The organism is Citrobacter sp. C13, from assembly GCF_014596815.2.
Lineage (GTDB): Bacteria > Pseudomonadota > Gammaproteobacteria > Enterobacterales > Enterobacteriaceae > Citrobacter > Citrobacter portucalensis.
This window is the reverse complement of the sequence record NZ_CP115024.1, coordinates 138,942-165,411: the sequence shown is the minus strand read 5'-3', so window position 1 is coordinate 165,411 and position 26,470 is coordinate 138,942. Positions and strand designations below refer to the sequence as shown.

Annotated in this window: 23 protein-coding genes; 14 read left to right on the top strand and 9 right to left on the bottom strand. The window is 52.1% G+C overall.

Annotated features, from left to right (window positions below; all coding sequences use genetic code 11):
- Window positions 1-27 precede the first annotated feature (27 nt).
- Window positions 28-1,482, bottom strand: a complete 1,455-nt coding sequence (gene xylB, locus IB222_RS00785) for a xylulokinase (RefSeq protein WP_149384383.1) — start codon at window positions 1,480-1,482, stop codon at window positions 28-30.
- A gap of 71 nt (window positions 1,483-1,553) precedes the next feature.
- Window positions 1,554-2,876: a xylose isomerase gene (gene xylA, locus IB222_RS00780; protein ID WP_003024252.1), complete on the bottom strand. Its 1,323-nt coding sequence runs from the start codon at window positions 2,874-2,876 to the stop codon at window positions 1,554-1,556.
- 361 nt (window positions 2,877-3,237) lie between these two features.
- Between xylA and xylR the strand changes: the two genes are divergently transcribed.
- Window positions 3,238-4,416, top strand: coding sequence for a D-xylose utilization transcriptional activator XylR (xylR, locus tag IB222_RS00775; protein ID WP_003827365.1), 1,179 nt, complete (start codon window positions 3,238-3,240; stop codon window positions 4,414-4,416).
- A gap of 44 nt (window positions 4,417-4,460) precedes the next feature.
- Here the strand turns inward: xylR and IB222_RS00770 are convergent, their stop codons facing one another.
- Window positions 4,461-5,285, bottom strand: a complete 825-nt coding sequence (locus IB222_RS00770) for a protein bax (RefSeq protein WP_003827364.1) — start codon at window positions 5,283-5,285, stop codon at window positions 4,461-4,463.
- Window positions 5,286-5,601: 316 nt separating this feature from the next.
- Between IB222_RS00770 and malS the strand changes: the two genes are divergently transcribed.
- Window positions 5,602-7,632, top strand: coding sequence for an alpha-amylase (gene malS / locus IB222_RS00765; protein WP_149384382.1), 2,031 nt, complete (start codon window positions 5,602-5,604; stop codon window positions 7,630-7,632).
- A gap of 134 nt (window positions 7,633-7,766) precedes the next feature.
- Window positions 7,767-9,059 (top strand): valine--pyruvate transaminase, encoded by a 1,293-nt coding sequence (gene avtA / locus IB222_RS00760; protein WP_003827361.1) that lies wholly within the window; start codon window positions 7,767-7,769, stop codon window positions 9,057-9,059.
- A 34-nt stretch (window positions 9,060-9,093) separates the two neighbouring features.
- On the opposite strand, the gene IB222_RS00755 is transcribed toward avtA, so the two are convergent.
- Together IB222_RS00755 and yiaJ are read right to left on the bottom strand one after the other, a co-directional pair.
- Window positions 9,094-9,567, bottom strand: coding sequence for a 4Fe-4S dicluster domain-containing protein (locus IB222_RS00755; RefSeq protein ID WP_149384381.1), 474 nt, complete (start codon window positions 9,565-9,567; stop codon window positions 9,094-9,096).
- Window positions 9,568-9,684: 117 nt separating this feature from the next.
- Window positions 9,685-10,500 carry an IclR family transcriptional regulator YiaJ gene (gene yiaJ / locus IB222_RS00750; protein WP_003827359.1) on the bottom strand — a complete coding sequence of 272 codons (816 nt, stop codon included), beginning with the start codon at window positions 10,498-10,500 and terminating at the stop codon, window positions 9,685-9,687.
- Between the two features lie 217 nt (window positions 10,501-10,717).
- Between yiaJ and yiaK the strand changes: the two genes are divergently transcribed.
- The 8 genes from yiaK (at window position 10,718) to araD (ending at window position 18,297) form a co-directional block, all read left to right on the top strand.
- Entirely contained in the window at window positions 10,718-11,716 is a 999-nt protein-coding gene (gene yiaK, locus IB222_RS00745; RefSeq protein WP_003827358.1) for a 3-dehydro-L-gulonate 2-dehydrogenase, read from the top strand.
- An 11-nt stretch (window positions 11,717-11,727) separates the two neighbouring features.
- Window positions 11,728-12,192, top strand: a complete 465-nt coding sequence (locus IB222_RS00740; protein WP_149384380.1) for a YhcH/YjgK/YiaL family protein — start codon at window positions 11,728-11,730, stop codon at window positions 12,190-12,192.
- Between the two features lie 13 nt (window positions 12,193-12,205).
- Window positions 12,206-13,138 carry a DUF4862 family protein gene (locus IB222_RS00735; RefSeq protein WP_149384379.1) on the top strand — a complete coding sequence of 311 codons (933 nt, stop codon included), beginning with the start codon at window positions 12,206-12,208 and terminating at the stop codon, window positions 13,136-13,138.
- A gap of 31 nt (window positions 13,139-13,169) precedes the next feature.
- Complete coding sequence (locus tag IB222_RS00730) at window positions 13,170-14,489, top strand: MFS transporter (RefSeq protein WP_003827355.1); 1,320 nt, start codon at window positions 13,170-13,172, stop codon at window positions 14,487-14,489.
- Window positions 14,490-14,587: 98 nt separating this feature from the next.
- Window positions 14,588-16,090: an FGGY-family carbohydrate kinase gene (locus tag IB222_RS00725; RefSeq protein ID WP_148361330.1), complete on the top strand. Its 1,503-nt coding sequence runs from the start codon at window positions 14,588-14,590 to the stop codon at window positions 16,088-16,090.
- The gene (gene ulaD / locus IB222_RS00720) at window positions 16,090-16,752 is read left to right on the top strand and encodes a 3-keto-L-gulonate-6-phosphate decarboxylase UlaD (protein WP_148362650.1); all 663 of its coding nucleotides are present in this window, start codon (window positions 16,090-16,092) and stop codon (window positions 16,750-16,752) included. Before IB222_RS00725 ends, ulaD begins: the two co-directional genes overlap by 1 nt.
- Window positions 16,745-17,605 (top strand): L-ribulose-5-phosphate 3-epimerase, encoded by an 861-nt coding sequence (locus IB222_RS00715; protein WP_003827352.1) that lies wholly within the window; start codon window positions 16,745-16,747, stop codon window positions 17,603-17,605. The genes ulaD and IB222_RS00715 overlap by 8 nt, the downstream gene beginning before the upstream one ends.
- The gene (gene araD / locus IB222_RS00710; protein WP_003827351.1) at window positions 17,599-18,297 is read left to right on the top strand and encodes an L-ribulose-5-phosphate 4-epimerase; all 699 of its coding nucleotides are present in this window, start codon (window positions 17,599-17,601) and stop codon (window positions 18,295-18,297) included. The genes IB222_RS00715 and araD overlap by 7 nt, the downstream gene beginning before the upstream one ends.
- Before the next feature lie 77 nt (window positions 18,298-18,374).
- Here araD and IB222_RS00705 read toward each other — a convergent pair whose 3' ends face one another.
- Window positions 18,375-19,190, bottom strand: coding sequence for a helix-turn-helix domain-containing protein (locus tag IB222_RS00705; protein ID WP_126317239.1), 816 nt, complete (start codon window positions 19,188-19,190; stop codon window positions 18,375-18,377).
- Window positions 19,191-19,442: 252 nt separating this feature from the next.
- Here IB222_RS00705 and IB222_RS00700 point away from each other — a divergent pair, with 252 nt between their 5' ends.
- Window positions 19,443-20,843: an MFS transporter gene (locus tag IB222_RS00700; protein ID WP_148361329.1), complete on the top strand. Its 1,401-nt coding sequence runs from the start codon at window positions 19,443-19,445 to the stop codon at window positions 20,841-20,843.
- A gap of 10 nt (window positions 20,844-20,853) precedes the next feature.
- Window positions 20,854-22,809, top strand: a complete 1,956-nt coding sequence (locus IB222_RS00695; protein WP_149384378.1) for a glycoside hydrolase family 127 protein — start codon at window positions 20,854-20,856, stop codon at window positions 22,807-22,809.
- Window positions 22,810-22,908: 99 nt separating this feature from the next.
- Here IB222_RS00695 and IB222_RS00690 read toward each other — a convergent pair whose 3' ends face one another.
- On the bottom strand, window positions 22,909-23,649 hold the full coding sequence (locus IB222_RS00690) for a MipA/OmpV family protein (RefSeq protein ID WP_003827347.1): 741 nt from the start codon (window positions 23,647-23,649) through the stop codon (window positions 22,909-22,911).
- 121 nt (window positions 23,650-23,770) lie between these two features.
- On the opposite strand from IB222_RS00690, the gene IB222_RS00685 reads away from it, so the two are divergent.
- Complete coding sequence (locus IB222_RS00685) at window positions 23,771-24,733, top strand: LysR family transcriptional regulator (RefSeq protein WP_149384377.1); 963 nt, start codon at window positions 23,771-23,773, stop codon at window positions 24,731-24,733.
- A 7-nt stretch (window positions 24,734-24,740) separates the two neighbouring features.
- On the opposite strand, the gene IB222_RS00680 is transcribed toward IB222_RS00685, so the two are convergent.
- A complete protein-coding gene (locus IB222_RS00680) occupies window positions 24,741-25,877 on the bottom strand; it encodes an HlyD family secretion protein (protein WP_149384376.1) in 1,137 nt (378 codons plus the stop codon).
- 5 nt (window positions 25,878-25,882) lie between these two features.
- The gene (locus IB222_RS00675) at window positions 25,883-26,206 is read right to left on the bottom strand and encodes a DUF3302 domain-containing protein (RefSeq protein WP_003024200.1); all 324 of its coding nucleotides are present in this window, start codon (window positions 26,204-26,206) and stop codon (window positions 25,883-25,885) included.
- Window positions 26,207-26,470: the final 264 nt, after the last annotated feature.

Sequence of the window (26,470 nt, the reverse complement as noted above, 5' to 3'; positions counted from 1 at the left end):
CCCTCTGCTAGCCAGAGGGGAAAGTGGTCAGGACATCAGCGGTTGTAATTGCTGATAGATACGACGGAAGGTTTCTCGACGCTGTTGATAACGAGCATGACGCTCCGCGTCAGGATAATGCGCCTGCTCCAGCGTAAGCTGAGGCAGTAACTCTGATAACGACGTTTGCGGATTCATGGCAACTTGCGCCAGGCGCGCCGCGCCGAGTGCAGGGCCAACGTCACCGCCGGTACGGTAATCCAGCTGCAATCCGCTGATGTCAGATAGCATCTGACGCCAGTATTCGCTACGTGCCCCGCCGCCGATCAGCGTAATGCTGGCGGGCTGAATGCCACAGGCATGTACCAAGTCCATACCGTCAGCCAGCGCAAAACCCACACCTTCCAGCACCGCCTGTGCCAGTTCTGCCGGACCATGCTGATGCGTCAGACCGAAAAATACGCCCTTGGCCTGCGGATTGTTATGCGGCGTACGCTCGCCGGACAAATAAGGTAAAAACCAGACCGGCTCCGCGTGTTCATCCGCCTGTTGCGCAGCGTCAATCAACGCAGGAACGCTCGCCAGTCCGGTTAATTTTGCCGCCCAGTCCAGACACGATGCCGCACTTAACATTACAGACATCAGATGCCATCGCTCAGGCAAAGCATGGCAAAAACTGTGAACCGCACTTTCCGGTTTGCTTAGGAAACCATCACTCACCGCAAAATAGACGCCGGATGTCCCCAGCGAAAGCATCGCCTGACCGGCATTCATCATGCCTACGCCAACCGCGCCCGCCGCGTTATCACCGCCTCCGGCAACCACCGCAACCTCCTCCATTCCCCAGGCTTTGGCGACGTCTGGCAATAAGGTTCCGGTAATCTCGCTGCCTTCATAGAGCGCAGGCATATGTGCGCGAGTCAGTTTACAGACAGCCAGCATGACATCGCTCCAGTCACGCTTCGCGACATCCAGCCACATTGTCCCTGCCGCATCAGACATATCGCTGGCAAAATCACCGGTCATGCGCAAACGCAGGTAATCTTTCGGCAGCAGGACTTTATCAATCTGGTTGAAAATCTCCGGCTCGTGGCGTTGCACCCACAGCAGTTTTGGCGCGGTAAAGCCAGGCATCATCAGGTTGCCAGTGATCGCTCGAGACTGCGGAACCTGATTCTCCAGCATCACGCACTCTTCAGCACAGCGACCGTCGTTCCATAAGATAGCCGGACGCAATACCTTCTGTTGTTCATCCAGTAGCGTCGCACCGTGCATCTGCCCGGCAATCCCCAACGCTTTCACCTTGCGGAGTGAATGCTGCTGACCCAGTGCTTTTACCGCGCGATCCGTTGCCAGCCACCACTGCTCAGGGTCTTGTTCTGACCATAACGGATGCGGGCGCGAGACGGTGAGTTTCTCCGTTTGTGAAGCCACCACATCGCCCTGCTCATTGAGCAGAATGGCCTTTACGCCTGATGTGCCAAGATCTATCCCGATATACATAAGGCATCGTTCCTTAAAGAAAGGCCCGGTAGCGCTAGCTGACCGGGCTTACGGACGTTCTCAGAGACCCGTTATTTGTCGAACAAATAATGGTTTACCAGATTTTCCAGCAATTCCTGATGACCGCTCTGGTGCACTGGCGCCAGGTTGTGTTGTTCAGCGTACTGCGCAATTTCTGTCAGCGTCATCTGGCCTTTCAGAATTTGCTGGCCCAGCTCACCATTCCAACCGGCATAACGTTTAGCCACACGCTGATCCAGGCCACCGTCTTCAATCATACGGGCCGCAATTTTCAGCGACAGTGCCATGGTATCCATCGCGCCAATATGACCATAGAACAGATCGTATTTATCGGTGCTCTGACGACGTACTTTGGCATCAAAATTCAGGCCGCCGGTGGTGAAGCCACCCGCTTTCAGGATTTCGTACATCACCAAGGCATTCTCTTCTACGCTGTTCGGGAACTGGTCGGTATCCCAGCCCAGCTGTGCATCGCCGCGGTTGGCATCGACAGAGCCAAACAGACCCAGCGCGATAGCGGTGGCGATTTCGTGATGGAACGAATGGCCTGCAAGCGTAGCGTGGTTGGCTTCAATATTCAGTTTGATCTCTTTTTCCAGACCGAACTGCTTGAGGAATCCGTACACGGTCGCCGCATCGTAGTCGTACTGGTGCTTGGTCGGTTCCTGCGGTTTCGGCTCGATAAGCAAAGTGCCCTGGAAACCAGTTTTGTGTTTGTGTTCCACGACTAATTGCATGAAACGACCAATCTGCTCACGCTCCTGACGCAGATCGGTATTCAGCAGCGTTTCATAACCTTCACGACCGCCCCACAGAACGTAGTTTTCACCACCTAACTTGTGCGTGGCATCCATGGCCGTAACCACCTGCGTGGCTGCCCAGCTGAACACTTCTGGATCTGGGTTTGTGGCCGCACCCGCACCGTAGCGTGGGTTAGTGAAGCAGTTTGCTGTACCCCACAGCAGCTTCACGCCGCTCTGTTCCTGTTTTGCCGCCAGCACATCAACCATCTGCGCAAAGTTGTTTTTGTACTCTTTCAAAGACGCACCTTCCGGCGAAACATCCACGTCATGGAAGCAGTAGTAAGGCACGTTCAGCTTGTGGAAAAACTCAAATGCCACATCCGCTTTGCGTTTCGCCAGCGCCAGAGCTTCACCAGGCTGCTGCCATGGACGATCGAAAGCGCCCATACCGAACATATCCGCCCCGTTCCAGCAGAAGGTATGCCAGTAGCAGGCAGCAAAACGCAGATGATCTTCCATGCGCTTGCCCAATACGATTTCGTCAGGGTTGTAATGGCGAAATGCGAGCGGGTTGGTGGATTGAGTGCCTTCAAAACGAACACGATCGAGTTGGTCAAAATAAGCCGGCATAATAAGCTCCATAATCAGGTAATACGGTAAGTAAACTGCGATGTAGCTATACTGGAATTTCCTGATTTATTGCTCAATTACGTTATTTCACACCGCTATTAAGAGAATACCCAAACGTGCGCTGGCTCCCAAAAAAACGCTCTGAAAAACGAAATAAAAAAGCGATCGCGATCGAAGGTTAGCCAATAAACAAAAAACCGTAATGCGCAGATAAAAAATGGCAATTGTCATCCCACTGGCAGTATGTGAATTTTGCGTAGCACCAGGCAAATAAGAAATTTGTCACGCTTCATCAAGCAGTCGTACCTGCGATTTTGCTAGTATCGACAGGCCCACGTTAACCTTTCCAGGACAGGTTCTTATGTTTGATAAACGTCACCGCATCACTCTGTTATTTAATGCCAATAAAGCCTATGACCGCCAGGTGGTAGAAGGAGTGGGTGAATATTTACAGGCATCGCAATCCGAGTGGGATATATTCATTGAGGAAGATTTCCGCGCCCGTATCGATAATATTAAAGACTGGTTAGGCGACGGCGTTATTGCTGATTATGACGATGATGACATTGCACAATTACTTGCCGATGTGGAGGTTCCCATTATCGGCGTTGGAGGCTCCTACCATCTGGAGCAAGATTATCCCCCAGTTCATTACATCGCCACCGATAACCACGCGTTGGTAGAAAGCGCTTTCCTGCATCTGAAAGAGAAAGGGGTTAACCGCTTTGCGTTTTATGGTCTGCCTTCTTCAAGCGGCAAACGCTGGGCCGCGGAACGTGAATATGCGTTTTGCCAGCTGGTTGCCAAAGAGAAGTACCGCGGCGTTGTCTATCAGGGGCTGGAAACCGCACCGGAAAACTGGCAGCACGCGCAAAATCGTCTGGCGGACTGGCTACAAACACTACCGCCGCAAACCGGTATTATCGCCGTTACCGACGCGCGGGCACGGCACGTCCTGCAAGTCTGCGAGCACCTGCATATTCCAGTACCGGAAAAGCTGTGTGTGATTGGGATCGACAACGAAGAACTGACCCGCTATCTGTCGCGGGTGGCGCTGTCATCCGTGGCCCAGGGAGCCAGGCAGATGGGGTATCAGGCCGCTAAACTCTTACATCGTTTACTGGCAAATGAAGAGCTGCCGCTGCAACGTACACTGGTTCCTCCGGTGCGCGTCATTGAACGCCGCTCAACCGACTACCGTTCATTAACCGATCCGGCGGTGATTCAGGCGATGCACTTTATCCGCAACCATGCCTGTAAAGGTATTAAGGTTGAACAAGTGCTGGATTCAGTGGGGATTTCTCGTTCGAATCTGGAGAAGCGTTTTAAAGAAGAGGTCGGAGAGACTATCCACGCCGTGATTCATGCCGAAAAGCTGGAAAAAGCGCGCAGCCTGTTGATTTCTACCACGCTTTCAATCAACGAAATTTCACAGATGTGCGGCTATCCGTCTCTGCAATACTTTTATTCGGTCTTTAAGAAAGAGTATGACACGACGCCCAAAGAGTATCGCGATGTGAACAGCGAAGTGTTGCTGTGAGGAATATTGCCGGATGCGGCGAAGCCGCCATCCGGCACACAGAGTTACATATGCGCGGCGATTAAACGCTGGTTATCCTGATACATTGCGAACAGATAGTTGTTGTAGCTCTGTCCTTTAGTGGAATAACCCTTCAGCTTATGAATCATCGCGGTAGCGGTGACTTCCTGATCGGCTTTACGCAGTTGCGCACGTGACTTACGGAAAGAAGAGTAAGCCGGATGCGTGTTCAGGTTAATGACGTAGGCATTCACCGACTCTTTCACCGATTCAAACTGTGAGTAGCCTTTCACTTTACCCGGTGCATTGTTACAACGACCTTTGCCACATTTCATGCCAAACAGGTTGTTGTTGCTACGCGCCAGCTTCGACGTACCCCAGCCACTTTCAGCCGCAGCCATGGTTGCCACCATACTGGTCGGGATAATGTCTACGCGCTCAAGCAGCGTATTCCACGGAATTTTACGCGTGTTGCCAGACCAGTTCACCTTGTAGCGCTTCGCGATGTCTTTCATACGCGTACGCTCAGTCGGTGACCAGCGGTTCTGGTACTGTTTTGAAATCAGCCAGTTACGGTCTGCCGTAATGGCAGCATTTTGACTGGTAATATAAGGCATAACCGTCCGGAGAAACGCTTTTTTCCTTGGTGTTCCGGAAGGGTATTTTCGCAAATCAGGAAGTGAACTACTCTTTGCACTATTGCGAGAATACTCTTGTTTACTGCTTACCTGTGTATTACTTGTCTTGATTACCTGGGGCTTGTGACTCGTTGTCGCCGTGTGTGTCTTTGCCAGCACCTCACCCGAAAATGCAACGGTGAGTAACATAAGAATCATTGCCCCATATCGTCGAATGGGAGTCAATATCATTAGGTCTCCTGGTCGGATTTATACATTCCAACACCTTATATTTTTCACAAAAATGAGAGATGAATCTCAAATCATATCAAAAATAGCCGTCAAGAGCACCCAAAGGAATAGTCCAATTCTGAAACCATGTCACGCATTAACGGTTCAGGGTGCTATTAATTCGAAGAAAATGTGGAGGTTATCGCAAAATAAGTTCATTTTTTGCGCGCGATCGCTCACCCTCACTTCTCCTCCTGGCGGAATCGACTCAAAGGAGGAGTTTCCGGCCTGATTTCACTGGCAAACTGGCGAAAATTGCAGCACCAAGGACAGCATTATGAAACTTGCCGCCGTTGCGCTGGCGCTCATGCCCGGCATTGCCATCGCCTCATCATGGACTTCTCAGGGACTCCCCACCTTCGAAGCGGAAGGTACGGGTAAATTCGTCAGCCATGCAGCGTTGACGAAGGGTACGCGTCCTTTAATCCTAAATTTTGACCAACAGTGCTGGCAGCCTGCTGATGCAATAAAACTCAACCAGATGCTGTCACTAAAACCGTGTGAAGGCGCCCCGCCACAGTGGCGCTTATTCAAAGACGGCGATTACACGCTGGAAGTGGATACCCGCTCCGGAACGCCAACGTTGATGCTCTCGGTAAAAAGCGCCGCTGACCCTGTCACGACCCAGATTCGCCAGTGCCCGAAATGGGATGGTTCGCCGTTAACACTGGATGTGAGCCAGACCTTTCCGGAAGGTGCCGTGGTACGTGATTTCTACAGCCAGCAAACGGCAACGGTAAAAAATGGGTCGATTACCCTACAGCCAGCTGCAGCCAGTAACGGACTGTTGCTGCTGGAACGGGCGGAAACTGACGCCCCAGCCGCTTTCGACTGGCATAACGCTACGGTGTACTTCGTCCTGACGGATCGCTTTGTAAATGGTGACCCAAGCAACGACCACAGCTACGGGCGTCGCAACGACGGCATGCAGGAAATTGGCACTTTCCACGGGGGCGATTTGCGCGGTCTGGCCAGCAAACTCGACTATCTACAACAGTTAGGCATCAACGCCCTGTGGATCAGCGCGCCGTTTGAGCAAATTCACGGCTGGGTCGGCGGTGGCACCAAAGGTGATTTCCCCCATTATGCTTACCACGGCTATTACACTCAGGACTGGACCACGCTCGACGCGAATATGGGTAATGAAGCTGACCTGCGTGCGCTGGTTGACGGTGCGCACCAGCGCGGCATTCGCATCCTGTTCGATGTCGTCATGAACCATACCGGCTACGCCACGCTGGCGGATATGCAGGAGTATCAGTTTGGGACCCTGTACTTGTCGGGAGATGAACTGAAAAACACGCTCGGTGAACGCTGGACGGACTGGAAGCCAGCCGCCGGGCAAAGCTGGCACAGCTTTAATGATTACATCAACTTCAGCGATAAAGCAGGCTGGGAAAAATGGTGGGGGAAAAACTGGATCCGCACCGATATTGGCGATTACGACAATCCGGGTTTTGACGACCTGACCATGTCGCTGGCTTTCCTGCCCGATCTGAAAACCGAATCCACCACGCCTTCCGGGCTACCAAACTTTTATCAACACAAACCGGATACGCACGCTAAAGCTATTGCTGGTTACAAGCCCCGCGATTATCTGACCCACTGGCTCAGCCAGTGGGTGCGTGATTACGGGATTGACGGGTTTCGGGTCGATACCGCCAAACACGTCGAACTTCCCGCCTGGCAGCAGTTAAAAACACAGGCCAGCGCGGCACTGGTTGAATGGAAGAAAGCGAACCCGGATAAAGCGCTGGATGATAAACCTTTCTGGATGACCGGCGAGGCCTGGGGTCACGGCGTGATGCAAAGCGACTATTACCGTCACGGCTTTGATGCGATGATCAATTTCGACTATCAGGAGCAGGCGGCAAAGGCCGTCGATTGTCTGGCAAATATGGATGTCACCTGGCAACAGATGGCTGAAAAATTGCAGGATTTCAACGTTCTGAGCTATCTATCCTCGCACGATACGCGTCTGTTTCGCGAAGGTCGAGATAAAGCTGCCGAGCTATTGCTGCTGGCGCCAGGCGCGGTACAACTCTTTTACGGCGACGAGTCGGCCCGGCCCTTTGGACCAACAGGTTCAGACCCATTGCAGGGTACGCGCTCAGAAATGAACTGGCAGGATGTGACCGGAAAATCTGCCGCCAGCGTTGCACACTGGCAGCGTATCAGCCAGTTCAGGGCCAGGCATCCCGCCATCGGTGCAGGTAAACAAACCACGCTGACCCTAAAGCAGGGATACGGATTTATCCGTGAGCATGGTGACGATAAAGTAATGGTGGTGTGGGCCGGTCAGCCCTGATCCCAACAGGCTTCTCGCTGTGCATACAGCGGGAAGCCCAACACAAAATAAAAAACCAGCCAGGAAAGCATCTGTAGCACAAAACATCAATCCAGCCCGCTCCCCCTGATTTGCACCCTGCCATAGGTAGCGCTATGGTTAGCCACTTTACTACTCAGTTCGACAGACCCCCTGCTATGACATTCTCACTTTTTGGCGACAAATTTACCCGCCATTCAGGCATCACCCGCCTGATGGAGGACCTCAACGACGGTTTACGCACCCCAGGCGCCATCATGCTCGGCGGTGGTAATCCGGCGCAAATTCCAGAGATGCAAAATTACTTCCAGTCTCTGCTGACAGATATGCTGGCAAACGGCAAAGCCACTGATGCGCTTTGCAATTATGACGGTCCGCAAGGGAAAACCGAGCTACTGTCTGAACTGGCGAAACTGCTACGTGAGAAGCAGGGTTGGGATATCGAGCCACAAAATATTGCACTGACAAATGGCAGTCAGAGCGCGTTTTTCTACTTATTCAATCTGTTCGCCGGACGCCGCGCTGACGGAACAACGCAAAAAGTGTTATTCCCGTTAGCGCCGGAATACATTGGCTATGCCGATTCCGGGCTGGAAGAAGATCTCTTCGTCTCAGCACGTCCGAACATTGAGCTGCTACCGGAAGGCCAATTTAAGTATCACGTTGATTTTGAACACCTGCACATCGGTGAAGAAACGGGCATGATCTGCGTGTCGCGCCCCACTAACCCGACAGGCAACGTGATCACCGACGACGAGCTGATGAAGCTGGACCGGCTGGCCAACCAGCATGGGATCCCACTGGTGATTGATAACGCCTATGGGGTACCGTTCCCTGGCATCATTTTTAGCGAAGCACGCCCGCTGTGGAACCCCAACATTGTGCTGTGTATGAGCCTTTCCAAGCTGGGCCTGCCAGGTTCCCGCTGCGGCATCATTATCGCGAATGAAAAAATCATCACTGCGATTACCAATATGAACGGCATCATCAGCCTGGCTCCTGGCGGAATGGGTCCGGCAATGATGTGTGAGATGATTAAACGTAACGATCTGCTGCGCCTGTCCGAAACGGTTATCAAGCCGTTTTACTATCAGCGCGTTCAGGAGACGATTGCGATTATTCGCCGCTACTTGTCAGAAGATCGCTGCCTTATCCATAAACCTGAAGGCGCGATTTTCCTGTGGTTATGGTTCAAAGACTTACCGATCACCACCGAACTGTTGTATCAGCGCCTGAAAGCGCGCGGCGTACTGATGGTTCCTGGTGACTACTTCTTCCCAGGTCTGGATAAACCCTGGCCGCATACCCATCAGTGCATGCGGATGAACTACGTACCAGAACCTGAGAAAATCGAAGCTGGGGTGAAGATTCTGGCAGAAGAGATCGAACGCGCCTGGCTGGAAGGCTAACGCAAACCCGACCCAGGTGTGGGTCGGGCTCACTTCACAGCGGCTGTGAACGCAGGCGCTGGCGCTGAATACTGACGGCATCAACACACTGCAACGCGCTGGTCGGGCAGGCTTCGACACACGCTGGCCCCGTCTCGCGATGCCAGCACAAATCGCATTTTATCGCCTGCACCCGCGACGAACGGGCGACGACATTCATTGCCCCAAACGGGCAGGCCAGCATACAGCTTTTACAGCCAATACAACGTGTTTGTTCAACGAAGATATGCCCATGTTCGCGACGAATGGCGTATGTTGGACACACATTCGCACAGGGAGCGTCTTCGCATTGATGGCAGGCGACCGCCGTTGTAAAGGCGTCGTCTTTGATTACCCGAATCCGCGGGATAAACGCAGAAGAAGAGACCGACGCACAGTCCTGGTTTTGCTGATGCGCGACGACACAGGCAACTTCACAGGTACGACACCCAATACATTTTGCCGCATCCGCCATAATAAACGCGTTCATTGCCCCCTCCTTCTGCATGAAAACCACAGAGTGCCAGAGAGACCGCCCCTGACGCTTTGATCGGACAGGGGAAACGGTTAAATAGTGTCAGGTGCCTGAACGACGCCTGGCATGTGCCTAATCGCGAACGGTAAAACCCAGCTCATTTGAAATGGCCTGCGCGGTTTCCCGTAGCGGCTTGAGTAGATTTTTTTCCCCTATCTGCTTAAGTCGCGAGGTAGAGAGTGAAATTGACACTGCGTACGGCACCCGACCATGAATATCAAACACCGGCACGGCAATACAGGAAACGCCCAATTCGTTCTCTTCCCGATCCATCGCCATACTGCTTTCGCGGATCTGCGCCAATTCGTCGTACATCGCCGGTAAACCGGTAATGGTATTGCGGGTCAGCGGCTGAATAAGATCCTGATGGCTCTCCCAGTAAGATTTCACATAATCCGCATGCCCAAACGCCATGTAAATTTTACCCATCGCGGAGCAATACAGTGGCATATGTTGACCGATATAAGCGCGAGTACGCAGCATGCCCGTCGTCGGTTCCAGCTTATAAATCAGAATCGCGTGGTCATCTTCACGGCTGGAGAAGTTGATTGTTTCACCAGTAGCAATATTCAACGCTTCGAGGTGCGGAGCGGCAACATGGATGATATTCAGTGACGACAGCGCCTTCTGCCCAACGGCGATAAATTTGGTGGTCAGCCTATAGCTACCCGCAGCAGGTGCAGGCGTGACATATCCGCAGGACTGCAGCCCTTGCAGGAGTCGATGCACAGTACTTTTGTTCAGCCCGGCCAGTTCAGACAGATGGGCCAATGGGCACCCATTCGGATAGTTACTCAGAATCTCAATCAACATCAAACCACGGAACAGGCTCTGACTTCCGGCTGGCCTCTCTTTGTCTTGCGTCATTTCACTCTCTTTTGTGCCCATCGCTTCCGCTCCCCTTTTCGTCGCGCTCTGATGGTAGCGCAAAGTGTGTTTCAGTTCACGATCTGAACCGAAAAAACACAACTATTTGATTTTGATGATTTTAAAAAATAGACCACCCCGTTGATCTGTCAAAATTTGATCGCTATATTTGAAATCAGATTTCGCATAGTGAAATTTAGAGATAAAAAAGCGATCAAATTTAAACAAGGAAACAGGAATGAAAGTCACTTTTGAGCAGTTGAAAGATGCGTTCAATCGGGTACTGCTGGCACGCGGTATTGCCGTTGAAACCGCCGATGCCTGTGCCGAAATGTTTGCGCGCACCACCGAGTCCGGCGTTTATTCGCACGGTGTGAATCGTTTTCCTCGTTTTATTCAGCAATTGGATAACGGCGACATCATTCCTGAGGCCAAACCGCAACGCATTACCAGCCTGGGGGCGATTGAACAATGGGATGCCCAGCGTTCGATCGGCAACCTGACGGCGAAAAAGATGATGGACAGAGCCATTGAGCTGGCCTCCGATCACGGTATTGGCCTGGTCGCACTGCGTAACGCCAACCACTGGATGCGCGGCGGCAGCTATGGCTGGCAGGCGGCGGAGAAAGGTTACATCGGTATCTGCTGGACTAACTCGATTGCTGTCATGCCGCCGTGGGGTTCGAAAGAGTGCCGCATTGGCACTAACCCACTGATCGTCGCGATCCCCTCATCGCCAATCACCATGGTTGATATGTCGATGTCGATGTTCTCCTACGGCATGCTGGAAGTGAATCGCCTGGCCGGTCGCGAACTGCCGGTAGACGGTGGCTTTGATGATGAAGGCAATCTCACCAAAGAGCCGGGCGTTATCGAAAAAAACCGCCGCATATTACCAATGGGTTACTGGAAAGGTTCAGGTCTGTCGATTGTGCTGGATATGATTGCCACCCTGCTTTCTGATGGCTCTTCCGTTGCGGAAGTCACCCAGGATAACAGCGATGAATATGGCGTTTCACAGATATTTATCGCCATTGAAGTGGATAAGCTGATCGATGGCGCCACCCGTGATGCCAAGCTACAGCGGATTATGGATTTCATCACCACCGCCGAACGCGCAGATGAAAACACGCCTGTCCGTCTGCCGGGCCACGAGTTTACGAAGCTACTGGAAGAAAATCGCCGGAACGGTATCACCGTTGACGACAGCGTCTGGGCAAAAATTCAGGCCCTGTAAGGAGCAACACCATGATCTTCGGACATATTGCTCAACCTAACCCATGCCATTTGCCTGCTGCGATTGAAAGGGCGCTCGACTTTCTGCGCACCGCAGATTTTCGCAAACTGGAGCCGGGCGTGGTGGAGATCGACGGTAAAAATATCTTCGCGCAAATTATCGATTTAACCACGCGTGACGTTGCCGAAAATCGTCCTGAGGTGCATCGTCTCTATCTGGATATTCAGTTTCTGGCCTGGGGTGAAGAGAAAATCGGGATCGCCATTGATACCGGGAATAACCAAATCAGTGAATCGTTATTAGAACAGCGCGATATTATTTTTTATCACGCCAGCGAACATGAGTCTTTTATTGAAATGATTCCGGGAAGTTACGCCATATTCTTCCCACAAGATGTTCATCGTCCAGCATGTCATAAAACTGTCGCCACACCGATCCGCAAAATAGTCGTAAAGGTTGCTATTTCAGTTTTATAAAAGGAGCACAAAAATGAAAGCTAACACTACCGGTTATATTATCGGTGCGTACCCTTGTGCACCCTCATTTCACCAAAAGGGTGAAGAGGAAGAGAAGGAATTCTGGCGACAACTCTCTGATACCCCGGATATTCGCGGACTGGAGCAGCCCTGCCTTGAAAATCTGCATCCGTTAGGCGACGAATGGTTATTACGCCATACGCCGGGCGACTGGCAAATCGTGGTCACGGCTATTATGGAAACCATGCGCCGTCGCGGGACTAATGGTGGTTTCGGGCTGGCCTCCAGCGACGAAGAACAGCGTAAAGCCTGCGTGGCGTATTACCGCCATCTGCAGCAGAAAATCAACCATATCAATGCAGCCAATGGCGGAAAAGTAATCGCGCTGGAGCTGCATGCGGCCCCACTAGCAGGCAACCCGAACGTCGATCAGGCCACCGACGCGTTTGCTCGTTCACTGAAAGAAATTACCCGCTGGGACTGGTCCTGCGATCTGGTGCTGGAACATTGCGATGCCATGACAGGTCCCGCGCCACGCAAAGGCTTTTTACCGTTAGACAACGTGCTGGACGCGATAACCGGATATGGCATCAGCGTGTGCATTAACTGGGCGCGCTCGGCTATTGAAGGGCAGAGCCCCACTCTACCGCTGACCCACACGCAGCAGACCAAACGGGCTGGGAAACTGGGCGCACTGATGTTCTCCGGCACCACGCTTACGGGGGAATACGGCGAGTGGCAGGACTTACATGCACCGTTTGCCCCTTTCTGTCCAGAAGGTCTAATGACCACAGAGCATGCCCACGAATTATTCGCCTGCGCAGGAGTTGAGCCATTGCAATTTTCTGGCATTAAATTGCTGGAAATAAATGCCAGTGCAGATGTGAACCATCGTGTAGCGATATTGCGCGACGGTATCGCCGCATTAAATAAAGCAAAACTATAAAAATAAAATACTACTCTACGAGAATATTAATATGAACATGACCTCTCGCCCTACACTTCAAGACATACCCCGTCAGCGCTGGCTACGGATTATTCCACCTATTCTCATCGCCTGTATTATTTCTTATATGGACCGCGTCAATATCGCATTCGCGATGCCCGGCGGAATGGATGAGGAATTAGGTATTTCCGCCACCATGGCCGGTCTGGCCGGCGGTATTTTCTTTATCGGCTATCTGTTTTTACAGGTTCCCGGCGGAAAAATTGCCGTTCACGGCAGCGGCAAGAAATTTATCGGCTGGTCGCTGGTTGCCTGGGCGGTCATTTCCGTTCTGACGGGTTTAATCACGAATCAGTATCAACTGCTGGTTTTGCGCTTCTTACTCGGCGTTGCCGAAGGTGGCATGCTGCCGGTCGTGCTGACGATGATCAGTAACTGGTTCCCCGATGCAGAACGCGGTCGCGCCAATGCGATTGTGATTATGTTTGTGCCGATTGCCGGGATCATCACCGCCCCGCTCTCGGGTTGGATCATTACCGTTCTCGACTGGCGTTGGCTGTTTATCATTGAAGGTTTATTGTCGGTCGTCGTCCTGGTGCTGTGGGCCTATACCGTTTACGACCGTCCACAGGAAGCGCGCTGGATCTCTGAGGCCGAGAAAAATTACCTCGTTGAGACGCTGGCCGCCGAGCAAAAAGCCATTGCCGGAACCGAAGTCAAAAATGCCTCTCTGAGTGCAGTGCTGTCCGATAAAACCATGTGGCAGCTAATCGCGCTGAACTTCTTCTATCAGACCGGGATTTACGGTTACACCCTGTGGCTGCCGACCATCCTCAAAGAGTTGACGCACAGCAGCATGGGACAGGTCGGCATGCTCGCCATTCTGCCATACGTCGGCGCAATTGCCGGGATGTTCCTGTTCTCTTCACTCTCTGACCGCACCGGTAAACGCAAGCTGTTCGTCTGCCTGCCGCTGATTGGCTTCGCCTTGTGCATGTTCCTCTCTGTGGCGCTGAAAAATAACGTCTGGCTGGCTTATGCCGCGCTGGTCGGCTGCGGATTCTTCCTGCAATCGGCTGCAGGCGTGTTCTGGACTATTCCAGCGCGTTTGTTCAGTGCGGAAATGGCCGGTGGCGCACGTGGGGTCATCAACGCTCTCGGCAACCTCGGTGGTTTCTGCGGCCCTTACGCAGTCGGCGTTCTCATCACCCTGTACAGCAAAGATGCGGGCGTTTACTGCCTGGCCATTTCACTGGCTCTGGCCGCGCTGATGGCGCTGCTGCTGCCAGCGAAATGCGATGCCGGCGCCGCGCCGCTAAAGACGCTGAATCCACATAAACGTACAGCTTAAAACAATGCCCGGTGGCGCTTCGCTTACCGGGCCTACAGCTAGCAACCGTCCCAGGTTGGATAAGCGCAGCGCCATCCGGCAAAAATGAGATAACAAAGATGAGTGAGAAAGCGACCTTCTGGCTGGGTATTGATTGCGGCGGTACATATCTGAAAGCAGGTTTGTATGATGCCAAAGGTCATGAACAGGGAATTAACCGGCAATCGCTGCAGACAATATCGCCATTACCAGGTTACGCCGAACGCGATATGCACCAACTGTGGCAACAGTGCGTCGCGACCATTGCCGGGCTGTTAAAGCGCACAGGCGTCCGTGGTGAGCAAATCAAAGGCGTCGGTATATCTGCTCAGGGAAAAGGTCTGTTCCTTCTCGATAAGCAAGATAAGCCGCTAGGCAATGCCATTCTCTCTTCTGACCGACGCGCGATGGAAATCGTTCAGCGCTGGCAGCAAGATGGGATCCCTGAGCAGCTCTACCCGGTCACCCGCCAGACATTGTGGACCGGGCATCCGGCATCGCTCCTGCGCTGGGTGAAAGAGAACGCCCCCCAGCGCTACGCGCAAATTGGTAGCGTCATGATGGGTCACGACTACCTGCGCTGGTGCCTAACCGGCGTCAAAGGCTGCGAAGAGAGCAATATCTCCGAGTCGAACCTCTACAACATGACTACGGGTCAGTACGACCCGAGGCTGACTCAGTGGCTGGGCATCAGTGAAATCGACCCTGCCCTGCCTCCCATCGTGGGTTCAGCAGAAATATGCGGGGAAATCACCGCCCAGACAGCCGCCATAACCGGTCTGGCGGCGGGTACCCCCGTCGTCGGCGGACTGTTTGATGTGGTTTCCACCGCACTCTGCGCCGGTATCGAAGATGAGCACACCCTCAACGCGGTGATGGGAACATGGGCTGTCACCAGCGGGATCGCTCACGGCCTGCGCGACCACGAGCCCCATCCCTATGTTTATGGCCGCTATGTGAATGACGGGCAGTACATCGTTCACGAAGCCAGTCCGACCTCCTCCGGCAATCTGGAATGGTTTACCGCTCAGTGGGGTGAACTCTCTTTTGATGAAATTAATCAGGCCGTTGCCAGCTTACCGAAAGCTGGTAGCGCGCTTTTCTTCCTGCCCTTTTTGTACGGCAGTAACGCCGGGCTGGAGATGACCAGCGGCTTTTATGGCATGCAGGCTATACACACTCGCGCCCACTTATTACAGGCCATCTACGAAGGCGTGGTTTTCAGCCACATGACCCACCTGAACCGCATGCGCGAACGTTTTACGCAGGCGCATACCCTGCGCGTCACCGGAGGTCCGGCGCACTCCGACATCTGGATGCAAATGCTGGCAGACGTCAGCGGTTTACGTATCGAATTGCCACAGATTGAAGAGACCGGCTGCTTTGGCGCTGCGCTCGCCGCCCGCGTAGGCACCGGCGTTTATCACAATTTCAGCGACGCGCAGCGTAGCTTACAGCACCCGGTTCGCACACTGCTGCCAGACGCTACGGCGCATGCGAGCTACCAGCGTAAATACCGCCAATACCAGAATTTAATTACCGCACTACAGGGCTATCACGCCCGCATTAAGGAGCACGAATGATGAGTCGACCATTACTGCAACTGGCGCTCGACCACACCAACCTGCAGGCGGCCCAACACGATGTCGCACTGCTACAAGAGAGCGTCGATATCGTTGAGGCAGGGACGATTCTCTGCTTAACCGAAGGCCTGGCTGCCGTGAAAGCGCTACGAGCCCAGTGCCCAAATAAAATCATCGTTGCCGACTGGAAGGTGGCCGATGCGGGTGAAACCCTCGCACAGCAAGCATTTGGCGCTGGCGCTAACTGGATGACCATCATCTGCGCTGCCCCACTGGCGACGGTGGAGAAAGGCCATGGCGTCGCGCAGTCCTGCGGCGGCGAAATTCAGATGGAACTGTTCGGCAACTGGACGCTGGATGATGCCCGTGACTGGTATCGCGTTGGGGTTCGCCAGGCAATTTACCATCGTGGCCGCGATGCTCAGGCCAGCGGACAACAATGGGGAGAAGCGGATCTGGCGCGCATGAAAGCGCTTTCCGATATCGGTCTGGAGTTGTCGATTACCGGCGGGATTACGCCCGCCGACCTGCCGCTGTTTCGCGATATCAACGTTAAAGCCTTTATCGCCGGACGCGCGCTGGCTGGGGCGCAAAACCCAACGCAGGTTGCCGCTGAATTCCATGCGCAAATCGACGCCATCTGGGGAGCACAGTATGCGTAATCATCCGTTAGGTATCTATGAAAAAGCGCTGGCGAAAGACCTCTCCTGGCCGGAGCGTCTGGTGCTGGCGAAAAGCTGTGGTTTTGATTTCGTCGAGATGTCGGTGGATGAAACCGATGAACGCCTGTCGCGTCTCGACTGGAGCCCTGCTCAGCGTGCATCGTTGGTGAGTGCGATGCTGGAAACCGGCGTGGCAATCCCCTCAATGTGCCTGTCCGCCCACCGCCGTTTTCCGTTTGGCAGCCGCGATGAATCAGTCCGTATTCGGGCACGCGACATCATGACCAAAGCCATTCGTCTCGCGCGCGATTTGGGTATCCGCACTATTCAACTGGCAGGTTACGACGTCTATTACGAGGAACATGACGAAGGTACGCAGCAGCGCTTTGCCGAAGGGCTGGCATGGGCAGTCGAGCAAGCCGCCGCCGCGCAGGTCATGCTGGCGGTAGAAATCATGGATACCGCTTTTATGAACTCAATTAGCAAGTGGAAAAAGTGGGATGAAATGCTGTCATCGCCGTGGTTCACCGTCTATCCGGACGTGGGCAACCTCAGCGCATGGGGTAATGACGTCACTGCCGAATTGACGCTGGGCATCGACCGTATCGCCGCTATCCACCTGAAAGACACGCTGCCGGTAACCGAAACCCATCCGGGCCAGTTTCGCGATGTCCCTTTTGGCGAAGGGTGCGTGGACTTTGTTGGTATCTTCAAAACGCTGCATGAGCTGAACTATCGCGGGTCGTTTCTGATTGAAATGTGGACTGAAAAAGCAAAAGAGCCGGTACTGGAAATTATCCAGGCACGACGTTGGATAGAAGCACGTATGCAGGAAGGAGGATTTCCATGTTAGAACAACTGAAAGCCGATGTGCTGGCGGCCAATCTGGCGCTTCCGGCTCATGGTTTAGTCACCTTTACCTGGGGTAACGTCAGCGCTGTGGATGAAACGCGTAAGCTGATGGTGATTAAGCCGTCCGGCGTGGAATATGACGTGATGACCGCCGACGATATGGTGGTGGTGGATATTGCCAGCGGCGACGTGGTTGAAGGCAGTAAAAAACCCTCATCTGACACGCCAACTCATCTGGCGCTGTACCGTCGCTACCCTGAAATCGGTGGGATCGTCCACACCCATTCACGCCACGCGACGATCTGGTCACAGGCGGGTCTTGATCTCCCGGCATGGGGCACCACGCATGCCGATTATTTCTATGGTTCAATTCCGTGTACCCGGCTGATGACCGTTGAGGAGATCAACGGTGAATATGAATATCAAACCGGTGAGGTGATCATTCAGACCTTTGAGCAACGCGATCTCAATCCGCTGCAGGTTCCGGCAGTGTTAGTACATTCACACGGTCCGTTTGCCTGGGGTAAAGATGCCGCAGACGCCGTACATAACGCCGTGGTGCTCGAAGAGTGCGCCTACATGGGGCTGTTCTCGCGCCAGTTGGCTCCGCAGTTGCCGGATATGCAGCCTGAGTTGCTGGATAAACATTATCTGCGCAAACACGGTGTGAATGCGTATTACGGGCAAAACTAACGTCCGGCGGCGCTGTGCTTGCACTGGTCTGTTATTTTGTAGGCCGGGTAAGCATAGCGCCACCCGGCGATCCTCATTTACGCCGAATTAATATGCTCTTTGCAGTAGCGCCGTTTCCACGCCGCAGGCGTCAGGCTGGTATGTTTACGAAAGATTTTGCGAAAGTAACCCACATCATTAAACCCACATTTAATCGCCACTTCGGTAAGCGACAACGAATCGCTGATCAACAGTTTTTCTGCCGCCCTTACCCGCTGGCGATGCAACGCTTCAGTTAGCGTCAGCCGGAAAACGCTCCGGAATACACGCCCCAGATAGTCGGCATTGCAATGCAGTTCTTTCGCCAGAGTTGAAGCACTAATCGGCAGGTGGAACTGGGTGTGGATTATTTGTTGCGCTTTCCATGCCAGCGCATTACCGGGGCTATCTGCGGGTTGCTCGCTAGCCGCCGCAGAGATTTGCTGCAAAATCAGCAGTAGGATCAGTTCCAGCGCAACGCTGCGATGAATATTTTCCTGCTCGCGTAAGAACTGGCGAAACAGCGAAATAATATTTTGTGGCTCGCTAACCCGGGCATGCTGAGGAATCGCAAGCAACGGTTCTGTAAGTGAAGCATCGTTTTCTGCTGTCACCTCAAAGTGTAGCCAGTAAAATTTCAAATCAGCCGGAAACTGTCCCACACCAATATGCGAACGCTGCGGCCATAGCAGCAAACTTTCTCCGGCATTCACGCAAAAAACGGTCTGGCCTTCGCGAATCGTTAATGTCCCTTTTTCGACAAAGATAATTTCCCAGGATTGCAATTGCCGCGCCGGATGGCTTCCCACGCCTCGGGAAATAAATAGCCCACCATTTTGCACTTTAATCGGAAGAGACATGGATAATTCGAGCATATATATTCAAATTCCCGCTTATTGCATTATTTAAACCGATCTTTATCATTGATTATTAACGATAAACTTGCTTTTCGCCGGATCGAAATCACATTTTTATAATGAAGTCGGAATTGTCATCTTTTTATACTTTTCTCTTCCCTTGTTGACCCAAACATTTCGTGCAGAATAAATAACGTACTTTGCAAATTACAAACAAATAACCCGCAACGTAGCGGGATACTTTCTGAACATCCTCTCCGGGAGTTATTTATGACTTCGGCTCCGATTACGACATCTGATTTGGCACAACGTGCCCAGGACGACAAATTATCCCTGCGTGAAAAAATAGGTTATGGGTTAGGCGATGCTGGCGGGACGGTAATTACCTGTCTGATCATGAACTTCCTGACATTTTTCTACACCGATGTCTTCGGGTTAACGCCCGCGCTGGTCGGCACATTGTTTATTGCCCTGCGCGTATTTGATGCCATTTCCGATCCGATAATGGGCATACTTGCCGACCGCACGCAAAGCCGCTGGGGGCGTTTTCGCCCATGGCAGCTGTGGGTGGCAATTCCCATTGGCATCATTGGCGTACTCACGTTTACCGTCCCTGACGCCAGCATGAGCGTAAAAATCGCCTGGGCATTCGGCACCTATCTACTGCTTTCTGTCGGCTATACCGCCATCAACGTACCGTATTGTGCGCTGATCAACACCATGACGACCCGCCATAACGAGGTGATCGCCTGTCAGTCCTGGCGCTTTGTGCTGTGCGGCGTGGCGGGATTCCTTGTCTCCGTTGGTCTGCCGTGGATGGTGGATATTCTGGGTCAGGGCAATGCCGCGCAGGGTTATCAGTTCGGCGTGGGCATCCTGTGCGCCATCGCGGTGGTGATGTTCCTGTGCTGCTTCTTCTGGGTTCGCGAGCGTGTGCCGCTGGCGATGATGGGGAAATTTACCCTGCGTGAACACATTGGTGGGCTACGCAAAAATGACCAGTTGCTGCTGATGCTGGTGATGTCTTTCCTGCTGATTAACGTCTTCAATATTCGTGGCGGCGGGTACATGTATTTCATTACCTACGTGCTGGAAGGCAGTACCGCTTACACGTCGCTGTTTTTCACCATGGTGACCTTTGCGTCCATCATCGGTTCAGTGGTTGTCAGCCCGCTGACCCGCCGTATAGATACCGTCAAACTCTATTACTACACCAACCTGGTGCTGGCAGCCCTGGCAGTGATGATGTGGTTCCTGCCAACCGGTTCGGCTTATCAAACATTATGGCTGGCGGTGATCCTCGGCAACGGCATTATTCTGGGCTTCACGCTGCCACTGCACTTCTCGCTGATGGCCTTTGCCGACGACTACGGCGAGTGGAAAACCGGCGTGCGTTCTTCCGGCATGAATTTCGCCTTCAACCTGTTTTTCATCAAGCTGGCCTGGGCCTCGAGCGCGGGGATCATCAGCCTGCTGTTTATTTTTGTCGCCTATCAGCCAGGCGCTGGTAATCAAACCTCCAGTTCGCTGCAAGGAATTACCGCGATGGAAACGCTGCTGCCCGCACTGTTCCACCTGCTGCTGGCGCTGTCTGTCCGCATCTGCAAACTCAATAATCCGATGATGTCGCGCATTGCCACCGATCTGCGTCAGCGTCATGTACAGCCTTAAGGAGCACGAAATGAACGTACTGGAAGTCGACCTGCATAAGCTCACCGTCAGCGATCCGTTCCTCGGACAATACCAACAGTTGGTCCGTGATGTCGTGATCCCCTACCAATGGGATGCGCTCAATGACCGCATTGCAGAGGCGGAACCAAGTCATGCAATAGAGAACTTTCGTATCGCCGCAGGACTGCAGGATGGCGAATTTTACGGCATGGTTTTTCAGGATAGCGACGTAGCGAAATGGCTGGAGGCAGTCGCCTGGTCCCTGTGCCAGAAATCTGATGCGGAACTTGAGAAAACCGCAGATGAGGTCATCGAGTTGGTGGCCGCTGCGCAGTGTGAAGACGGCTATCTCAATACATACTTTACAGTGAAAGCCCCAGATGAACGCTGGACTAACCTCGCCGAGTGTCATGAGTTGTACTGTGCAGGTCATTTGATCGAAGCAGGCGTCGCGTTCTTTCAGGCGACGGGAAAACGTCGTCTTTTAGACGTAGTGTGCCGCCTGGCAGACCACATCGATAACGTTTTCGGGCCTGGAGAGAATCAACTGCGCGGCTATCCGGGACACCCGGAAATTGAGCTGGCGTTAATGCGCTTATACGAAGTGACCCAGCAACCACGCTATATGGCGCTGGTAAATTACTTTGTGGAACAGCGCGGCGCGCAACCCCATTTCTATGATGAAGAGTACGAAAAGCGTGGCCAAACCTCTTACTGGCATACTTACGGCCCGGCATGGATGGTGAAGGATAAACCCTATAGCCAGGCTCATCAGCCCATTTCAGAACAGCAAACGGCGATCGGTCATGCAGTACGTTTTGTTTATCTGATGACCGGCGTGGCGCATCTGGCACGCTTGAGCCAGGACGAAGGCAAACGTCAGGATTGCCTGCGTCTGTGGAAAAACATGGCCCAGCGTCAGTTGTACATTACCGGCGGGATCGGTTCACAAAGCAGCGGCGAGGCGTTTAGCAGTGATTACGATCTGCCTAACGACTCCGTGTATGCGGAAAGCTGCGCCTCAATCTGTCTAATGATGTTCGCCCGCAGAATGCTGGAGATGGAGGCAGACAGCCAGTATGCCGACGTGATGGAGCGCGCCCTGTATAACACTGTATTGGGCGGGATGGCGCTCGATGGCAAGCACTTCTTCTATGTGAACCCGCTGGAAGTGCATCCTAAATCATTAAAATTCAATCATATTTATGACCACGTGAAACCCGTTCGTCAGCGCTGGTTTGGCTGCGCCTGTTGCCCGCCGAATATCGCCCGCGTGTTAACCTCAATTGGTCATTACATCTACACACCACGTCAGGACGCGCTGTATATCAATATGTACGTGGGCAATAGCATGGAAGTCCCCGTGGCGGATGGCTCGCTCAAGCTGCGCATTAGCGGGGATTATCCATGGCATGAGCAGGTGAAAATCGCCATCGAATCACCGCAGTCGATATATCACACCCTGGCCCTGCGCCTGCCAGACTGGTGCACCGCACCGCAGGTTTTACTGAATGGTCAGCCAGTTGAGCAGGATATTCGCAAAGGCTATTTGCACATCAGCCGAACCTGGCAGGAAGGCGATACGCTCAGTCTGACCCTGCCAATGCCGGTGCGTCGGGTGTACGGAAATCCATTAGTGCGCCATGTTGCTGGTAAGGTCGCTATTCAACGCGGACCGCTGGTGTATTGCCTGGAGCAAGCCGACAACGGCGAGGAATTGCATAATCTGTGGTTGCCAAAAGAGAGTGAGTTCAGAGTATTCGAGGGTAAGGGGCTGTTCAGCCATAAAATGTTAATTCAGGCTGAAGGCGTGAAGCAAAGTACAGCCGATGCAGCACAACAATCGTTGTGGCACTACGATGTTTCCCCAACTTCGCGTCAGGCGCATACATTGACGTTTATTCCGTGGTTTAGCTGGGCAAACCGTGGTGAAGGCGAAATGCGTATCTGGATAAACGAGCAGTAATTAAACCGTGCCGGATGGCGACGCTTCACGTCTTATCCGGCCTACAAAACCCATCCACGTAGGCCTGATAAGCAAAGCGCCATCAGGCACATATTTAAATCAGAAACGCCAGGTCAGACCGGACATAAAGGTGAAGCTGTCATCGCGATCAACCATTGGGCTATTTTTAATGTCATCCGGCAGTGCGCTATAGTTGGCGCTTGCCAGCAGCGTCAGGTTAGTGGTCAATGCGTATTTAGCGGACAGGCCAACATACGGTGTCCAACTATCGCCTGGGGAATAGCTTGATAAGCCACTACGACGGGACTCATTACCCGATATGCCGTAGTAGTATTCATTGAATTTTTCGTCATAGTAGAGCACGCCAATCGATGGTGTCAGCGTCAGCTTGCCCATCGGCATTGGACGGAACAGTGAAACTTCCCCTACCCAGCCATTACTGTTGTCCAGCACATCCGCAGCGGCGGAGACTTTCACGCTACCCCATCTTTCATGGTGATACCACGCGGCACCCGCCATTGCAGTTGCGTCACGCTTATCCAGCTTTTTCATCGCATGATCGTCATTATCGCCGGGATCAAACTCAAGCGGCATATAAGAGGCAGTAATACTAAATTCATTACTTTCACTCTTAGACAAAATATAACCTAGCGTTGTTTGCCTAAAATAAAATGATTCACTTTCGTAACTGACAAGCGGTACTGCGTGAACATTATCATTATACCCGCGATAAGGTGATTCATTATATACAGCACCAGCGCCAATAGAAAACTCTGCGGCAGTTGCACTCGCCATAAAAGAAAAGGCGAGCAGCGCCACAATATTGTGTTTAATTAACATGCCAACATTCCATTTTAAAATAAGCTACAAAGCTGGTGCATAATAATGCTTACAATTTCATCGGTGCAAGGTTCATATTTATATAGTAATATATAAAAAATTATATATATTGGGCTTGGCGATGAATAAATTACAACTTAAACACCGGGAGCTGAAGATTATTTCGGTAATCGCTGCCAGTGAAAATATCAGTCATGCCGCTACTGTTCTCGGCATCGCGCAGGCCAATGTCAGTAAATATCTTGCTGATTTTGAATCAAAAGTTGGATTAAAGGTGTTTGACCGCACCACCCGGCAGCTGACCCTCACGCCGTTTGGTATAGCGTTACTTCCTTACATCAATGACATGTTAGACAGAAACGAGCAGTTAAATAATTTCATTGCTGATTATAAGCACGAGAAACGTGGCAAAGTAACGGTATATGCCCCAACCGGTATTATTGCTTACTTATCGCAACATGTTATTGCAAAAATCCAAAATATCGGCGGCATTAGCCTCTCACTTAAAACATATAACCTTGAACGAAAGGCATTTTATGAGGGTGTCGACTTTCCTGATGATTGTGATGTTTTAATCACCTATGCACACCCTAAAGATGAATCACTGGTCGCTAGTTTCATTACCAAATATGCAGTAACGGCTTTTGCCAGCCCTGAATATATCAAAGAACATCCCATTAAGAGTCCGGATGAACTGGAAGAACATTCCTGTATCCTTATTGATTCCATGATGATAGATGATGCCAATATCTGGCGCTTCACCTCCGCTGGCAGCAAGGAAATGCACGATTATCGGGTGACCGGAAATTATGTCTGCGACAATACACAGTCTGCATTGGCGCTGGCACGTAACCATCTGGGCATTGTTTTTGCGCCGAATGCGAGTGTACAAAAAGACGTTCAATCAGGATTGCTGGTTCCATGTTTCTCAGAACAACATGAATGGTGGCTGGATTTGGTGGCGATTTTCCGCAAGCGCGAATATCAGCCATGGCGGGTACAGTTTATTCTTGATGAGATGCTGGCAGAGATCCGCCAGCAGCTTACTCAGTCGCTGGAGCAGCAGACTGAGCAAGCAAAATAGCCTGCGTCTAATGGTCGAGATACAGGTAATGCACCCAGCTGGTCATCCGTAGTAAGACCTTGCGCATGACCGACACATGTTCGAAGTGGTCAGAGTAAACGGCGACCTGGGCGTAAATCCCATCAGGTAACGCGTTCACATCCGCATTGTCGTTCAGCTCAATCGTGGCGATCACCCCTTCCGAACCGGGCGTAGAGTTTAAAGATTGCAGTGCCCCGTTCGACTGGTATGTACCACCCGGTACCGCCGGACTAATGGCGGCCAGTTTACCGCTAAACACCTTACCCGGCAGAGCGTTAAACACCACTTCCGCTTCATCGCCTGGCTCCAGCCGCAACAGCGAGTTTTGACGGAACTGGGCGATAATTTGTCTTTTTTGATCCGGGATGAATACCATTACCGGACGCATCGGCAGTGCGGCGGCATAGGTTCCTGGGCGCATCAGCACCTGCGTGACGTAACCATCGCTGGGCGCGCGAACCACGGTCTGGTCCAGGTTGAACTCTGCTTCCGCTAGCTGTGCTTTCAGGCTGGCAATTTGCGAATTCTCACCCAGTACCAGGCTGTCTAACTGACTCTGAATTTGCTGCTGTTCTGCAACGGAGGATTTCACCGAGGCTTCCTGCGCCAGGTAGTTTTGGCGCGCCGCATCGATATCGCGTTCAGAAAAAGGATTCACCTTCGCCTGACTCCCCTGCGCATAGCGCTGGTAATCTTTTGCCAGTTTGTCACGCGTGGCCTTTGCCCGCTGCGTGTTGGCTTTCATTTCGTCTAACTGCGCAACCAGAGCCTGCTCTTTATGCTGTACGGTGACAATATCAGCCTTCAGGCGATCGACCCGCGCCTGATAACGCCCTGGATTAAGCTTAAACAGAACCTCGCCTTTTTTGATTAGCGTATTCTTCTTATCCGTCACTTCTGTCACTACACCCGTTACCTGCGGCACCACGGGAATAGAAATTACCGCTTTTTGTGCCTTAAATGTATACGGATGGTTATAATTCATCAGTAATATAAGTCCGCAAACAATGAATATACCGCCTAATGCCGCGGTAGGAACTGTCCATTTATTTACAGGAATTTTAAAAATTTTAAATATTGACCATGCACACGCCACATAGGTCAGAACAATCAGTAAATCCATCGATATTACTCCGCCGGAGAGGTCTTGGCCTCGCCCAGTTTCTTTTCCAGATCCGCAACCCTTGCCTGAAGCTGGATCAGGGAAGAATCCGCGCTCTGCATACCCCATCCGCGCTCCGGGCGATAAAGCGTTGCCCAGATCCATAAAAAGGGCCAAATAACATGTAAGGTAAACAAACTAACCCAACCCGCAACATGTATTGCGTCGGCATGAGGATGGTTACGTTTCTTTGCAATTAGATAGGGAATATCATGCAGAATAATAATCCCGTAAAAAATGACCAGGAATACAAAAATAAGCACTCCTAATGCAAAATAATTAAGGAACATATTTGCCTCAGGGATTTAAATTAAGGAATTCGGATGCAATTTGATTTAAACAATAGAGTTGATAATAGTATTGGAATGACCAGATTGGATGCAATTGTCTTATTTATATAACGATATATAGGTTTATATATATAACACCTAAAGCATGACAGTATGATGACGTTTTCCAGAAATAGAGCACGTTAATACCTGGCCAGCTACCCTTGGCACAGAACTACTCAGCGGATATACCTCTCTAAATGTTGGTCTCTATACGTGAACCAA

Excerpts from the sequence above, each read along its gene's own strand:
- IB222_RS00770 (WP_003827364.1), bottom strand. The coding sequence starts at position 5,285 with ATGATATTGACTCCCATTCGACGATATGGGGCAATGATTCTTATGTTA.
- IB222_RS00755 (WP_149384381.1), bottom strand. The coding sequence starts at position 9,567 with ATGAACGCGTTTATTATGGCGGATGCGGCAAAATGTATTGGGTGTCGT.
- ulaD (WP_148362650.1), top strand. The coding sequence starts at position 16,090 with ATGAGTCGACCATTACTGCAACTGGCGCTCGACCACACCAACCTGCAG.
- IB222_RS00685 (WP_149384377.1), top strand. The coding sequence starts at position 23,771 with ATGAATAAATTACAACTTAAACACCGGGAGCTGAAGATTATTTCGGTA.
- IB222_RS00735 (WP_149384379.1), top strand. The coding sequence starts at position 12,206 with ATGAAAGCTAACACTACCGGTTATATTATCGGTGCGTACCCTTGTGCA.
- IB222_RS00725 (WP_148361330.1), top strand. The coding sequence starts at position 14,588 with ATGAGTGAGAAAGCGACCTTCTGGCTGGGTATTGATTGCGGCGGTACA.
- IB222_RS00740 (WP_149384380.1), top strand. The coding sequence starts at position 11,728 with ATGATCTTCGGACATATTGCTCAACCTAACCCATGCCATTTGCCTGCT.
- IB222_RS00675 (WP_003024200.1), bottom strand. The coding sequence starts at position 26,206 with ATGTTCCTTAATTATTTTGCATTAGGAGTGCTTATTTTTGTATTCCTG.
- IB222_RS00715 (WP_003827352.1), top strand. The coding sequence starts at position 16,745 with ATGCGTAATCATCCGTTAGGTATCTATGAAAAAGCGCTGGCGAAAGAC.
- IB222_RS00700 (WP_148361329.1), top strand. The coding sequence starts at position 19,443 with ATGACTTCGGCTCCGATTACGACATCTGATTTGGCACAACGTGCCCAG.
- IB222_RS00680 (WP_149384376.1), bottom strand. The coding sequence starts at position 25,877 with ATGGATTTACTGATTGTTCTGACCTATGTGGCGTGTGCATGGTCAATA.
- yiaK (WP_003827358.1), top strand. The coding sequence starts at position 10,718 with ATGAAAGTCACTTTTGAGCAGTTGAAAGATGCGTTCAATCGGGTACTG.
- xylB (WP_149384383.1), bottom strand. The coding sequence starts at position 1,482 with ATGTATATCGGGATAGATCTTGGCACATCAGGCGTAAAGGCCATTCTG.
- IB222_RS00695 (WP_149384378.1), top strand. The coding sequence starts at position 20,854 with ATGAACGTACTGGAAGTCGACCTGCATAAGCTCACCGTCAGCGATCCG.
- malS (WP_149384382.1), top strand. The coding sequence starts at position 5,602 with ATGAAACTTGCCGCCGTTGCGCTGGCGCTCATGCCCGGCATTGCCATC.
- IB222_RS00690 (WP_003827347.1), bottom strand. The coding sequence starts at position 23,649 with ATGTTAATTAAACACAATATTGTGGCGCTGCTCGCCTTTTCTTTTATG.
- yiaJ (WP_003827359.1), bottom strand. The coding sequence starts at position 10,500 with ATGGGCACAAAAGAGAGTGAAATGACGCAAGACAAAGAGAGGCCAGCC.
- IB222_RS00705 (WP_126317239.1), bottom strand. The coding sequence starts at position 19,190 with ATGCTCGAATTATCCATGTCTCTTCCGATTAAAGTGCAAAATGGTGGG.
- xylA (WP_003024252.1), bottom strand. The coding sequence starts at position 2,876 with ATGCCGGCTTATTTTGACCAACTCGATCGTGTTCGTTTTGAAGGCACT.
- xylR (WP_003827365.1), top strand. The coding sequence starts at position 3,238 with ATGTTTGATAAACGTCACCGCATCACTCTGTTATTTAATGCCAATAAA.
- araD (WP_003827351.1), top strand. The coding sequence starts at position 17,599 with ATGTTAGAACAACTGAAAGCCGATGTGCTGGCGGCCAATCTGGCGCTT.
- avtA (WP_003827361.1), top strand. The coding sequence starts at position 7,767 with ATGGTTAGCCACTTTACTACTCAGTTCGACAGACCCCCTGCTATGACA.
- IB222_RS00730 (WP_003827355.1), top strand. The coding sequence starts at position 13,170 with ATGAACATGACCTCTCGCCCTACACTTCAAGACATACCCCGTCAGCGC.